Origin of the sequence: Pseudooceanicola aquaeponti (assembly GCF_050897975.1) — a bacterium.
GTDB lineage: Bacteria > Pseudomonadota > Alphaproteobacteria > Rhodobacterales > Rhodobacteraceae > Pseudooceanicola.
Genome location: NZ_JBPAXY010000016.1, coordinates 1 through 12,353 on the forward strand (window position 1 = coordinate 1; position 12,353 = coordinate 12,353).

The 12,353-nt window shown below is 66.3% G+C and carries 16 protein-coding genes; 9 read left to right on the forward strand and 7 right to left on the reverse strand.

Annotated features, from left to right (window positions below; genetic code table 11):
* Positions 1-319: 319 nt before the first annotated feature.
* The 6 genes from ACRARE_RS22430 to ACRARE_RS22455 all read right to left on the reverse strand — a co-directional run bounded on the left by ACRARE_RS22430 (position 320) and on the right by ACRARE_RS22455 (position 4,288).
* On the reverse strand, positions 320-1,399 hold the full coding sequence (locus tag ACRARE_RS22430) for a tyrosine-type recombinase/integrase (protein WP_432658547.1): 1,080 nt from the start codon (positions 1,397-1,399) through the stop codon (positions 320-322).
* Positions 1,396-1,593 (reverse strand): hypothetical protein, encoded by a 198-nt coding sequence (locus ACRARE_RS22435; RefSeq protein WP_432658548.1) that lies wholly within the window; start codon positions 1,591-1,593, stop codon positions 1,396-1,398. The genes ACRARE_RS22430 and ACRARE_RS22435 overlap by 4 nt, the downstream gene beginning before the upstream one ends.
* A gap of 2 nt (positions 1,594-1,595) precedes the next feature.
* On the reverse strand, positions 1,596-3,410 hold the full coding sequence (locus ACRARE_RS22440) for a ParB/RepB/Spo0J family partition protein (protein ID WP_432658549.1): 1,815 nt from the start codon (positions 3,408-3,410) through the stop codon (positions 1,596-1,598).
* Entirely contained in the window at positions 3,407-3,550 is a 144-nt protein-coding gene (locus ACRARE_RS22445; protein ID WP_432658550.1) for a hypothetical protein, read from the reverse strand. Before ACRARE_RS22445 ends, ACRARE_RS22440 begins: the two co-directional genes overlap by 4 nt.
* Positions 3,547-3,759, reverse strand: coding sequence for a hypothetical protein (locus ACRARE_RS22450; RefSeq protein ID WP_432658551.1), 213 nt, complete (start codon positions 3,757-3,759; stop codon positions 3,547-3,549). Before ACRARE_RS22450 ends, ACRARE_RS22445 begins: the two co-directional genes overlap by 4 nt.
* A 259-nt stretch (positions 3,760-4,018) precedes the next feature.
* A complete protein-coding gene (locus ACRARE_RS22455; protein WP_432658552.1) occupies positions 4,019-4,288 on the reverse strand; it encodes a helix-turn-helix transcriptional regulator in 270 nt (89 codons plus the stop codon).
* 438 nt (positions 4,289-4,726) lie between these two features.
* Here ACRARE_RS22455 and ACRARE_RS22460 point away from each other — a divergent pair, with 438 nt between their 5' ends.
* The 5 genes from ACRARE_RS22460 (at position 4,727) to ACRARE_RS22480 (ending at position 7,573) form a co-directional block, all read left to right on the forward strand.
* Entirely contained in the window at positions 4,727-5,185 is a 459-nt protein-coding gene (locus tag ACRARE_RS22460) for a hypothetical protein (protein ID WP_432658553.1), read from the forward strand.
* Between the two features lie 137 nt (positions 5,186-5,322).
* Positions 5,323-5,493: a hypothetical protein gene (locus ACRARE_RS22465; RefSeq protein ID WP_432658554.1), complete on the forward strand. Its 171-nt coding sequence runs from the start codon at positions 5,323-5,325 to the stop codon at positions 5,491-5,493.
* A gap of 113 nt (positions 5,494-5,606) precedes the next feature.
* Positions 5,607-6,311: a helix-turn-helix domain-containing protein gene (locus ACRARE_RS22470; protein ID WP_432658555.1), complete on the forward strand. Its 705-nt coding sequence runs from the start codon at positions 5,607-5,609 to the stop codon at positions 6,309-6,311.
* A 15-nt stretch (positions 6,312-6,326) separates the two neighbouring features.
* Positions 6,327-6,920, forward strand: a complete 594-nt coding sequence (locus ACRARE_RS22475) for a hypothetical protein (RefSeq protein ID WP_432658556.1) — start codon at positions 6,327-6,329, stop codon at positions 6,918-6,920.
* On the forward strand, positions 6,917-7,573 hold the full coding sequence (locus ACRARE_RS22480; RefSeq protein ID WP_432658557.1) for a hypothetical protein: 657 nt from the start codon (positions 6,917-6,919) through the stop codon (positions 7,571-7,573). Before ACRARE_RS22475 ends, ACRARE_RS22480 begins: the two co-directional genes overlap by 4 nt.
* On the opposite strand, the gene ACRARE_RS22485 is transcribed toward ACRARE_RS22480, so the two are convergent.
* Positions 7,570-8,502 carry an exonuclease domain-containing protein gene (locus tag ACRARE_RS22485; protein WP_432658558.1) on the reverse strand — a complete coding sequence of 311 codons (933 nt, stop codon included), beginning with the start codon at positions 8,500-8,502 and terminating at the stop codon, positions 7,570-7,572. The two genes, ACRARE_RS22480 and ACRARE_RS22485, sit on opposite strands and share 4 nt — an antisense overlap.
* A gap of 236 nt (positions 8,503-8,738) precedes the next feature.
* Between ACRARE_RS22485 and ACRARE_RS22490 the strand changes: the two genes are divergently transcribed.
* The 4 genes from ACRARE_RS22490 to ACRARE_RS22505 all read left to right on the forward strand — a co-directional run.
* The gene (locus tag ACRARE_RS22490) at positions 8,739-9,116 is read left to right on the forward strand and encodes an HNH endonuclease signature motif containing protein (RefSeq protein WP_432658559.1); all 378 of its coding nucleotides are present in this window, start codon (positions 8,739-8,741) and stop codon (positions 9,114-9,116) included.
* Between the two features lie 110 nt (positions 9,117-9,226).
* A complete protein-coding gene (locus tag ACRARE_RS22495) occupies positions 9,227-9,670 on the forward strand; it encodes a P27 family phage terminase small subunit (RefSeq protein WP_432656775.1) in 444 nt (147 codons plus the stop codon).
* A complete protein-coding gene (locus ACRARE_RS22500; RefSeq protein WP_432658560.1) occupies positions 9,657-11,324 on the forward strand; it encodes a terminase large subunit in 1,668 nt (555 codons plus the stop codon). Before ACRARE_RS22495 ends, ACRARE_RS22500 begins: the two co-directional genes overlap by 14 nt.
* On the forward strand, positions 11,321-12,353 hold a 1,033-nt coding region (locus ACRARE_RS22505), incomplete at its 3' end, for a phage portal protein (protein WP_432658561.1). The genes ACRARE_RS22500 and ACRARE_RS22505, both read left to right, overlap by 4 nt.

The following is a 12,353-nucleotide window of genomic DNA, read 5'->3' on the forward strand; positions in this document are numbered from 1 at the left end:
CTCAAAGAACGTCCATTCCTCGTCCGACATAAGGTCTCGTGCCAAGCTGGTCTCCATCGCAGATGCCAGCTTGAATCATGCTCAAAGCCTGATGTGAATCCGTTTTGTCAACACGACCTAGGGCGCTGGTGATGGTGACTTGCTCTCCCTGCGCAGCGACGCCGTTCCTCAAGGATACAGCGAATGGCAGCTCCCGGCCCCTAGTGTCGGTGCCTGGCGTCATGCTGCGTTTGGGACGACTACCGCGGAACGGCTGGGTGCGGTCATTCGCTTCACCTTGCACCTATGAAGGCTATGGGCTGGCAGGGGCTATAGAAGCTCACAACGCAAATCCCTTGATCGCCTCCATCGCGGCCGAGGCCATCCGGCGCCGGTCCGCCCGGTGGGTGTATATGGCTGAAGTGGCGGGCTGGGTGTGGGCCATCACCGCCATGATCTGGTGCTGGGTGGCTCCGGCCTCGGCCAGGATCTCGCCCATGGCCTTGCGCAACCCGTGCTGGCTGCGGTTCTCCAGCCCCGCCACATCGACCCAACGGCGTATCCTCTGGTGCAGGGCGGCGGTCGAGCGGTAGGGGCGGCCATGCTCGCTGAGGATGTAGGTCGGGCCTTCGGTCTCGGTCGCGCGCAGCTCCGCCAGAAGCTGGGGCGCAATCGGGACGGAGACGAAGGCGGAGCCCTTCTTCTGCGGTTGCCAGTCGAGGAAGACCACCCCGTCGCGGGTGACCTCATGCTGTCGGCCCAGGGTGCGCGCGTCGGAGATCCGGCAGGCGGTGAACATGGCCAGCAGCAGCCAGCGGCGGGCGGTGGTGCCTTCGGGGTGGGCATCGAGGAAGGCGCGCACGTCGCTGCTGCTCCAGGGGACGGCGCCACCCCGGCTGCGATGGACCCTGGCGATGCCCGTGCAGGGGTTGCGCGTCGCGCGGCCACGGGTGATCGCCCATTTGTAGGCAGCGCTGAGGGCCTTGCGCGAGTTGTCTGCCTGCGCCGTGGCCTCGCCCCATTGGTCGATGATGTGATGGATCCCGGTCGGGGGAAGGTCGTGATGCAGGTCGCCCATGCGCTCGCCCTCGGGGTCTTTCATCTCGCAGACCTTGCCGAAAAGGCTGCGACGCTGCTTCAGCGTCATGGGGGAGGCATTCCCGGCCTGTACCTGGGCCTCCAGCCAGATCAGATAGTCGCGGGCCAGTTCGTCCAGGGAATGGCGGACCACGGGTTTGAGCGGCTTTTCCTCGACCGTCTGACCCGCGCGGGCGGCGTAGTAGTGTTCGGTGAAGGCGGCCTCGTCGGGGCCGACTGGAATCCGGATCCTCTTCCTGGGATTGCCCTCGACGCGGACCCGATGGCGCCATTCGCCCGATTTCATCTTTTCCGGCACATAGCCGGGAAACTTCACTTTCATCTCTGGGTCCGTGTCTGTCCGAACTTCCGGGGCTCGCCCGGCGCGACCGGGGCGGGCCGGTCGCGGGTGCTTAGCGTTTCGACGGAGAAGCTGCCATCGGCGGCGACCTGAACCGAACCGGGCTGGAGGCCGCGCGCGATCATTGCGTCGAGGACGTTCTTCACCGCTGCGGCTGAGGGTTTCGCGCGCGCCATCGTCAGACCTCCTTCGGAAGCGGGGCGGAGAAGCCCCGCATCTCTTCGGGCAGCCAGGCGTCGATCGTTTTCACCTGGTCACGCGGCAGGCCGAGGGCCTCCTGGGTGCTGGCGTCACTGAAAAGCGCCTCCAGTTCCTTGGCGCGGTCGGCCTTCTTCAGATCGGCAAAGCGCTTCAGCTCTTCGCCCTCGGCGCCGGTCAGCTCTTCCCAGATCGCCACCTGCACATCGGGGCGGATCCTGCCAAAGTAGTTCGCGGCGTCAGGCGTCCAGATCTTGCGGATCAGGCGGCGGGCCTCGACATGCTCGGCCAGGGCGGCCGGAAAGCCGGAATTGGCGGCGCCGTGGGCCGAGCGGGCGAGGGCGCGGGCCAGCACCTGGTTGCGGTGCTTCTTGCCCTTCTCGCGGAAGGCGGCGAAGGCGTCCCAGCTGTTCTCGGCGCGATGATCGACACCGGGCTCGGGCAGGCGCGCGTCCAGGTGAAAGCTGCTGTCCTTCTCGGGCGTGACTGACGGGGTGGCCAGCGTCACACCAAGGGCACCCGCCCAGGGCGGAAGCTTGGCCTCGATCTGCCAGGCCAGCAGGTCGAGCAGTAGCTCGGTCTGGTCGATCAGGGCGGTCTGCAAGGCGGCATGGGCGATGCAGCGAAGATCGTCGCGGGCGTTCTGGGGCAGGGCGGGCTTGGCCGCCGCGCCGCCCTGGTCGCCACCGCCGTCCCGTGCCCGGCCGCGTGTCTTCCTGGCGAAGGCGCGCTCGATAATCAGCGCGCCTTTGCGGTCAACATAGGTGATGATGCCTCCGCTGGCGCGCTGGTCGTCGGTGAAATCGCCCACCATGCGCGCCCGCAGCGCCTCGATCCGCTGGTCTTCGTCCTCGCTGCGCTCTTGCCAGGGCAGGGCTTGCAGGCGTTCCAGCTCGGCCGCGTCGCCCTCGGGCAGATCGACGGGCGGCGGGGTGATCCGGTCGAGCTTTTCGGTCCGGCTCCACGGCATATAGGCGTCAAGGTCATGCTCGGCCCAGGCCCAGCCTTCCTCGGCGCGCAGCCGTTCGGTCTCGGCGATCAGTTTCTCGGTCCAAAGCTCTTCCAGCAGGGCGGGATCCTCCAGGAAGGCATCCTCGGTGAAGAGGTCGCGCGAGATCCGGCCGCCGCGGGCCTCATAGTCGGCCAGGCCGAGGAAGACCGCGCGGCGATCGCTGGCGGGGATGGCGGCGGCGGTCAGCTCGGCCCGGATCTGTGCGGCGCTCAGGTTGCGGGTGGCGGCGGTCTGGGCCAGGGCGATCTGCCGCTCGGGATCCTCGGACAGGCAGAGCGCCTCGGCGGCCGAGAGGCCAAGGCGGTCGGCGGCCAGCAGATCCAGCACCTCGGCGGGCAGCCCGGCCAGCTTCAGCCGCTGGCGCACATGGCGTTCGGTCTTGGCGAAGGCGCGGGCGATGCTCTCGACCGGGACGCCATGGGCGGCCTGCTGGCCATAGGCGCGGATCTCTTCCGCCGGGTGCAGGGCCGCATGGGTGACGTTCTCGGCCAGCGCCCAGGCGCGGGCGGTGGTCGCGTCGGGGGCAAGTTGCACCGGGATCAGCGGCAGCTCTGCGCCCTCGGCGGCCAGCAGCTTGAGGCCACGCAGGCGACGGCCCCCGGCGACGATGCCGATGCGGTCCTGCTCTTCGATCCCGCAGAGGTTTTGCAGCAGCCCGGCCGAGGCCAGCGACTGGGCCATGGCGCGGATGTCGTCATCGGGAACGCTCTGGCGCGGGTTCAGCGGGTGCAGGTAGAGGTCCGCAAGCGGGACCATGCGGATCGTCTGGGACTGGTCGGTCATTCTTGGGCCTCTTGCTGGGGGATCGGTGCCGAGGGGGTGAAGGGATCGCCCGCCAGCCAGGCAAGCGAGGCGGTGGCCAGCGCCCAGCCTGTGGCGAGGATGGCGAGGAAGGGCAGGCTGCCGGTGCAGAGCGCGTTCATGCGAGACCCTCGCGCGCGATGATCTCGCGCACCTTCAACCGGGTGCGCCCGGCGATCTCGATGACCTCGGCGATGTCCGAGCTGGCGGGGCGGGTCAGGTGTTGCGGGGCGAGCCGGGCTTGCCGCTCGGGGGCGATAGGGTGACCACGCGCGGCCTTCCGTGCGGCCCAGTCGGCCGCGATCCGCGCGCTTTGTGCAGGGGTAAGCATTTCGTGCCTCCATCGGGTTGATGGGGTTGGACCATACTACGCAAAATGCGTACTGCAAGACGGAAACTTCGCAATATGCGTATTATACCCGCCGGTCATCAGCTTTGTGTTGCGGAACATAATGAGAACAAACTAGACGAGTAGAGGAAGGGAGACGTAAGGCCATGGACGATTCGCTGCGCTTGGAGTTGCTCAAACTTGCGCGGAAGCGGTCCGGGCTAACGTTGGATCTTTGGGAGGAGTTGACCGATGGGCTCGATCAGAGATCTTTGGAGATCCTGGTCGGAAGATCGTCGGTCTTTCCGAAGTACAGGAACTCAAGTGGCAAGCTATAGGTTTTGCGAAGTTTCTTTGCACCCTGTAGGGACAGGTCTCGGGTCCCTTTCTCGAAGGGGCCATAGGTCTGCATTGTCATGCCTGCGCGCTCGGCGAACTCTTTCTTTCCAAGGCCCAAAACCTCTCGAACGCGCTTAAGGCGCGCGGCGACGGCTTCTCTCTGGTCTTCAAGTTCTTCAAGCATGACCGGCATTCTACTCACCCCTATGGTGGCCGCACTGAGCAATTTGCGTATTTACAAGATCCGCATATTGCGTAGTAGTGTCGCCCTATGGCTAGGCAGTTTGTTACAGTTTTGGACTTCGTGACCTTTGTCGGTCGAGCGCGCTTCGAGCGTGAGCTCGGCCACTCTCAACAGGTCATCAGCCGAGCCGTCTCGAACAACAGGATGCCCGCGCATTGGTATTTCGCCTGTCGCGATTGGTGCCGCGAGATGGACGTCACGGTGCCTGAGCATTTGTTCCGACAGTGCCCGAGGCCCAGCAGAGCGAGTGATAAGCGAAATGCGAACTTTGGTGATGCGGCATGACACGATTTGACAGGTTCTCCGGCTGCTTCATCCCCTCAGCGTTGAGCATTCTTCACCTGGGGAAGGGAGCGGCACCAGCTAAACGGGCAGGGGGCCCTTCACATGCGTAACCACCCCTACGGGACGATCCAGGACGCGGTGCAGTCGAGCTATCGCGCTTCGGGCCATACCAATGAGGAAATCGCCGAACTGCTCGGGGTGCGGGGATCGACGATCTCTTACGGCGCCGAGATGAGCGAGGCGCGGCCCGGCGGGCTGGGGGTGAATTACCTGCACCGCCTTGGCCGGATGCGCCCCGAGGCGGCGGTGCCGATTGCCCAGCACTTCGCGCGCCTCGGCGGCGGGGTGTTTCAGCCGGTCAAGCTGCCCGCGGGCGCGGTCAGCCTCTATGCCCATTGCGGCACGGTCGCCAAGGAATGCGGCGAGGCCCAGGCGGCAGCCCTGCGCGCGGCCGAGATGGCCAGCGCGGATGCCTGCGAGGCCGCCGAGCGCGAGATCGCCGAGGCGGTCGATGCGCTGCTGCGCGCCCGCGCCATGATCCGCCAGCAGGGGGCCACATGACCGGTTTCAAGAGCTCTCCCCGTTCCGATCCGCAGGTCTGTGCGGCGGGACCGACTGGCGCGGGGGGATCATGTCCCTCGGTCCCCCCGCGCCCCTTTTCCAGGGAGAGCCGGGGAGATCCGACCTCGGCCGAGAACGTGCACACGCTGTGCCGTCGCCTCGGCCACGGCAGCTGTGCCTGTGCCGTGCATGGCGTGGGGCCGTGCCGCGATCTGACCTCGCTTCTGCGGCGCTTCGGCTCGGTCGAGGCGGCGCAGGACGCGGAACTGCAACGACTGGAGAGACTGGCCCGCAACGCGCGGACCTGAACAGACCCCGGGCCAACCGGGAAAGACCTGGAGGACAGGAGCATGACGACGACACCCAGCCGAGGTCGGAGGTTCCGGCCACGGGCCGACACCCTGCACCCTGGGAGGGCAAAATGAGCCACAAGGCGACCAACTGGCTTTCCGGCATCCCGGCGAAAGAGCTGAGCAGCAGCGAGTTCCGGGTGCTGTTCTTCCTCTGCGACTGTCACAACCCCTCGCAGGGGTGTTTTCCGACGCAGGCCTATCTGATCGACGTCTGCGGCATTTCCAACGGGACGCTGAACAACGCGCTGAACGGGCTGGAGGCCAAGGGGCTGATCGCCCGGCACCAGGAACGCGACGGCAAGACGCGGCGGCAGAAACCGACCCGCTATGTCCTGGCCTTCGAGATGGGCGAGGGCGGCAAGCCGTCTCCATCTTCTGGAGCCGGAACCGGGGGCAAACCGTCTCCGAAATCTGGAGGCGGGAAGGGCGCGCCGCCGTCTCCGAAATCTGGAGCCGGAAAACGGGCTGCGTCGTCTCCAGATTCTGGAGGCGGAGCCGTCTCCAATTTGAGGGGCGACCCGTCTCCAATTTCAGGGGGGAGCCGTCTCCAGCCCACTGGAGAGGTAACCTGTAAAGAACCTGTAATTAACCAGGGCGGGGTGCGCGGCGGGTCGAAAAATCCGCTGGTCGTGGCCGAGGCAGAGCGCGCGATCCGGGGCTTCCGAGACGGACGGCAGGACGCGCTGCGCGAGCTGAAACCCTGGGTGCAGGATCACATCCGAAACGCCGATCTTCTGACGCCGGACGAGCGTCAGCGGTCGGGAATTTTCTGAGAGAAGGGCCAGGCGATGAACGAGGCACCAGCGACTGAGACGAAGCGTGACCGGGTCCGGCGGGTGCTGCTGGCCCCGCTGGCCGGGATCGGCTTCCGGTTCCCCCGATCGGTCGATGCCGAGCAGGGGCAAAGGCAGCTCGACCGGCTGGCCGACGATCTGGCTTACATGAGCGACCTGAACCTGCGGCGGCTCTTCGAGACGATGCGCACCAAGGGCGAGGGCAAGTCGCGCGATTTCTGGCCCAGCCATGCGGCGTTCATCGCGCTGGCCCAGATCGCTCAACCTCGCCCGCTGGAGGAAATGCCCGGGCTGGCCAGCTGGTTTGGCAGCGCCGCCGGGCGCGCCGCCCTGGCCGAGGGGCGCCTGGTCGAGGAATATCGCTGGTGGCTGGCCAAGCACCGCCCGCCGATGAACCCTCAGGAACGACGCCTGGTCGCGGATCGGGCCAGCGCCGCCCAGGCGAAGGCCGCCCGCCTGCGTGAACGGCTGGGGCTGAACCTGCCGGTGGATGCCGGGGATCGTGAATGGCTTCATGCCTTCGATGCCCATGAAGCGGCGGCGCGCGCCCTAATGCGGGCCGGGGCCGCGAAAGGAGCGGCAGCATGACGATGATGATGCGGATGACCCCGGCGCGCCCGGTCGGGTTGAAGGAAGTCTCGATCCTGGAACTGCTCTACTGGGCCTTCCAGCGTGAAAAGGTCTCGATCGAGTTCGACGATCTGCGCGCCGCGATGCCGGGCCAGCTGCCGGGCTTCGGCATGGAATGGGTGATGATCGAGCGCGCCCGGCTGGGCTGCCGCGTGGACGGCGGCGGCCGGTCCGATCCGCACCCCGATGCCGAGGCGGTGGCCGATGCCCTGGCGCAACTGCCCGAGGGCGTGGGCGGGCGCCGTATGGCGCTGACCATCGCAGAGCTGGCCCGGGCCGGTCAGCTGCACGGCTGGGGCTCGGGCGAGGCGCCGCAGGTGCAGCCGCGCGCCTGGCGTCAGACGAAGCATGGCCTCTTCGCCGAGACGGAGCGTTGTGGGGTGGTGCGATACCGCAGTCGGGGCAAGGCGCGCGAGGTCGAGGCGCGCTGGTGCCCGATCACCATCCAGAACCACCCGCGGGAAGAGGCGCGGGCGCGGCGGACCTATTTGCTCTGGTGGGGTGCGCTGAGGGAGCTGCGGGATACGTTCCGGGCCTATGGCGGGCTGACAGCGCACGGCGTTTCCGAAGCGCTGCCATCCATGAGGCCTTGGTCAGAGGATGCGGACTAGCTCGCTTCCGTGATGGTGACCATCGTTCGAAACTCGGTCTCGCTGATAATCACGATCTGTTGGCCCTTGGACTGAAGCTCTTCTGCCTTTCGGTGCTTGCTGCTTTTGTCGTGTCCGGCGAGAAGGGTCAGATCCTGGTCGCCGACGATCAAATGCGTGGTTTTCTTGGTGACCCCGGCTTTGACCGTCATTCCAGCGCGGGCGGCCAATTCCGCAGCTTCTTCTCTGCTACAGGTCAAGCTGCCGGTGAAAACGGCGATTGCCCCGAAGAGGGGGCCGGATGCCGAGCCTTCCATCGTCACTGGCGGTTGGTAGGATTTTGGCTTGGGAGGGCTGACAATTTCAGGGAACGGCTTGCCGAGGGTTTCTTCGGCACGAAGCACGACCTCTGCCGCCGCGCGGGCATCCTCACCAGCATCATGGTGGACAAAGTCCAGCCCGAGCACCTGTTTCAGATTGGACAGGCCATGCCCCCCGTTTCCTCGAAGATCAGGCCAAGCTCTCCGTGCGATGGTGACGCTGTCGAACCATCGCCAGGCGGGATGCTCAAGCCCTTCGACATCGCAAGCGGCATTGATTGCGCCGCGGTCAAAGCTGCTGTGCTGAATGATCGGATGGCGAGCGAGGAGAGGCTGAAGCTTCACCAGAACATCGGCGAAGAGTGGAGCCCCCATAACGTCTTCCGGTTTGATCCCATGCACCGAAATGTTCGCCGCAGAGAAGCGGACGCGCGGGTCAATATAGGTGCAGAATGTCTCCATGGTGCCATCCGGTCGAATGCAGGCGAGACCGATCTGGCAGATGCTTGAGCGGTCGGAGTTTGCTGTCTCGACATCCAGAGCGATGAAGCGGAAGTTCCCCTCCGGTATCGCGTCCATCGCGGTTTCGTCAGGTTTCCCTTTGCCAAATAGCTTTCCCAAAACAGACATATGTCCCTCCGTCCCAATTCGAGATCGAGTTGAGACTCGAATTCGCGCTTCGATCAAGTGACTGCCGAGAAAGAGTTTGCTCGGCGCTGCAAATGCCGCGGCCCAGCTATTGGCTGACTGAGAAGAAATATCTTGACCAATCTGCCACTCTCTGGACATATGACACCCGACCCTATTGCGCCCGGAGCTGATCACCAGCTTCCGGGCGTTTTCGTTTCCCGACATCGAGGATCACCATGCCGCGCAAGATTTGCGTCGCCTTCGGCTGCGAAGAGCTGGCCGAGGCGGGGCTTTCCCATTGCCCCGCGCATGAGCTGATCCGCCAGGACAAGATCGCGGCCAGGAAGGCAGCTGCACAGCAGGGCGCCCAGGCGCAGCAGAACCGGCGGCTCTACAGCTCGGCGGCCTGGAAGCGGGCGGCGAAAGGGTTTCTCGCCAAGCATCCGGTTTGTGCCCATTGCGCCGAACTGGGGCTGGTGGTGCCCGCCACTGAGGTTGACCACATCGACCCGCACCTGGGCGACCGCGCGAAATTCTGGGATCGGGCGAACTGGCAGCCGCTCTGCAAGCCCTGCCACTCGCGGAAGACGGCTCGGGAAGTGTTTCACCGCTGACCCCCGGGGGTGCCCTGAAAATCAGGGCAAAATGCTCCTCACCGGTGGGCTTACCGTCGTTTTCGCACGCGCCTAATTGGAGAAAAAAGCCCACTTGAAAGGAGGGTAGGATGAAGGGAAAGAAGCCAGCCCTCGACAACGTGGTGCCGATGAAGGGCGACAGTTACCGCCCGACGCCCCCGGCGCCCGAGTGGTTCCCGCATCCCGAGGCGGTCGAGGCCTGGGAGCACCTGGCGCCGGTGATGATCGCCAAGAACCGCCTGGAACCGCACCATGAGGATTTGTTCGCAGCCTATTGCGTGTCGGTGGGCGACTTCATCCGCTTCAGCGGCGAGCTGGCGGTGATGGGCAACTACTACCAGGTCAAGACCCGCAACGGGCTTCAGGAAAAGAAGCGGGCCGCCTGGGGGCAGCGGCAGGACGCGCTGGCCACCATGCAGCGGATCGGGGCGCTCTACGGCATGTCGCCCGTGGACGAGGCGCGGCTCGGCAATGGCGGGCAGGGGTCTTTCCTGGAGGAGCTGGAGAAGGCGATGCGCGGTGGCGCATCCTGAGGACCACCCGGTCACGGTCTACGCCCGCGACGTGGTCGAGGGGCGCACCGTGGCGGGGGAGCTGGTCAACATGGCCTGTGCCCGGCACCTGTCGGACCTGGAGACCGGCGCGGAGCGTGGGATCTGGTTCGACCCCGAGGGCGCCGACCGGATCCTGAACTTCGCGAAGATCCTGCGGCACACCGAAGGCGCGCTGGCCGGTCAGGCCTTCGAGCTTCAGCCCTGGCAGGTGTTCCGCATGGGCTCGGTCTTCGGCTGGAAGCGGGCGGACGGGTTGCGCCGGTTCCGCAACACCTATCACCAGGTGGGCAAGAAGAACGGCAAGACCACCGACACGGCGGTGCCGATGCTCTTTTCGCAGCTGCTGGACGGCGAGGCGGCGCCGCAGGCCTATTGCGCGGCGACGACGCGGGATCAGGCGGGGCTGCTGTTCCGCGGCATCAAGCGGATGATCAAGCACTCGCCGGTGCTGAGCCGGGGGATGGATGTCTACCGGACCCAGATCGAGAACCCGCATACGGATGGGCTGATCGCCTGCCTGTCGCGCGACGGGAACAGCTCGGACGGGATCAACCCGCACTTCTTGGCGCGGGACGAAATGCACCGCTGGACCGACCGCGAGCTGGCCGAGACGATCACGGAATCGATGATCGCCCGCAGCCAGCCCATCGACTGGGTGATCACCACGGCAGGCCATGACCGGGCCTCGCTCTGCGGCGAGCTGCGCGACTATGCCGAAAGCGTTCTGCGCGGCGACGTGCAGGATGACCGGTTCTTTGCCTATGTGGCCGAGCCGCCGGTGGACTGCGATCCGATGGACCCGGCGAGCTGGGCCATGGGCAACCCGAACCTGGACGTGTCGAAGCCCCGGGCCGAGATCGAGGCGGCGGCGAAGCTGGCCCAGATCATCGCGGCCAAGATGCCGAACTTCCGGCGGTTCCACCTGAACCTCTGGACCGAAGGCGCCGAGACCTGGATCGCCCGGGACGTCTGGGATCAGGGCCGGGCCGCAGCCCCGCAGGACATCACCGCCTTCAAGGGGCGGCGCGCCTGGGTCGGGCTGGACCTGTCCAACAAGGTGGACACGACCGCCATCGTGGTGGCGATCCCCGAGGGCGAGCTGATCCACGTCTTCGCCTATACTTTCCTGCCGGAAGGGCCGCGGGGCTTCATCCACCGCGCCCAGACCGAGAAGCGGGAATATGTGGGCTGGCAACAGGCCGGCTGGCTGGAGATCTGCAAGGGCGGTTCGGTGGACGAGGAAGAGATCCGGGCGCGGCTGCATTGGCTGCGTCGGCACCTGGATATCCAGGAAGTCGCCTATGACCCCTGGGGCATGAAGTACCTGGCCGAGCGGCTGGAGAAGGACGGCTTCCCGATGGTCGAGCACCGCCAGGGCTCCGCCAGCATGTCCAACCCGATGAAGCGGGTCGAGGAGCTGGTGGCGCAGAACCGGATCCGCCACGGCGGCAACCCGGTTCTGGCCTGGCAGGTCGGCAATGTGCACCGCGACGAGGACGCGGCAGAAAACGTGAAGCCGAACAAGAAGAAAAGCACCGGGCGCATCGACGCGGCCGTCGCCATGATCATGGCGGTGGGTCGGGCGGTGTCTGGCAAGGGCAAGACGAAACACCGGGAGATCGAGGTCATATGAGCATCTTCGCAGCACTGACGCGCGGCCCTCGCGCCGCGCCGATCCCGGCCGCGCCCCGGGCGGAACCGCCGGTGTCGACCCGCGACGCCGTCGCGGTCAGTGGCACCGCCCAGCCCGAGCCCTGGCTTCAGGACATCGGTTTCAGCGGCGGCGGCAGCCGCGTTGCGGCGCTGCCCCGTGTCACCCCAGTGATCGCGCAGCGCCATGCGACGGTGACCGCCTGCTGCACGATCATCGCCGGTGACCTGGCCAAGCTGCCGCTCCAGGTCTGGCAGCGCGACGCCCAGGGGCGCGAGGTGCGGGTGCGGGACCATGCGGCGGGCTATCTGCTGAACATCGAGGCCTCGGCCGGGGTCACCGCGATGGTGACCCGCTTCGCCATGGCCTATGCCTTTGCCCTGCGCGGCACCGCCTATGCCTATGCCCCCCGGGACGGGGCGGGCGAGCTGACGATGATCGACTGGGTGCATCCCGACCAGTGCAGCGTTCTGCGCAACGGTCGGGCGCGGTTCTACGACTTCGAGGACGGCGACGGGATCCACCGCCGGGCGCCGGGCCGGGCGATGGTCCATCTGCGCTACATGGCCGAGGACGGCTGGACCGGGCGCAGCCCGATCGCGGTCGCGGCGGAAAGCTTCGGGATCGCGCTTGCAGGGCAGGAAGCGGCGGCGCGCTCTGCCTCGGGAACGTCGATGAAGGCCTATGCCAAGATCCAGGCCTTCGATGCGGACGAGGAGAATTACCAGCGCCAGCGGGAACGCCTGCGCCGGGCGCTGCGCGATGAAGGCGACAACGGGATCCCGGTCATCGGCCCGGATGACGACATCAAGCGCCTGGACCTCTCGGCCGCCGATCAACAGCTGCTGGAAAGCCGCAAGTTCGACCGCGAACAGATCGCCGCGACCTACCGGATGCCGCCCTCGAAACTCCAGATGCTGGAGTTCGGGGTGAAGGCCAACGGCCAGCAGCAGGCCATCGACTACCGCTCGGATTGCCTCAGCCATTGGGGCGGGTTCATCGAGACCCAGC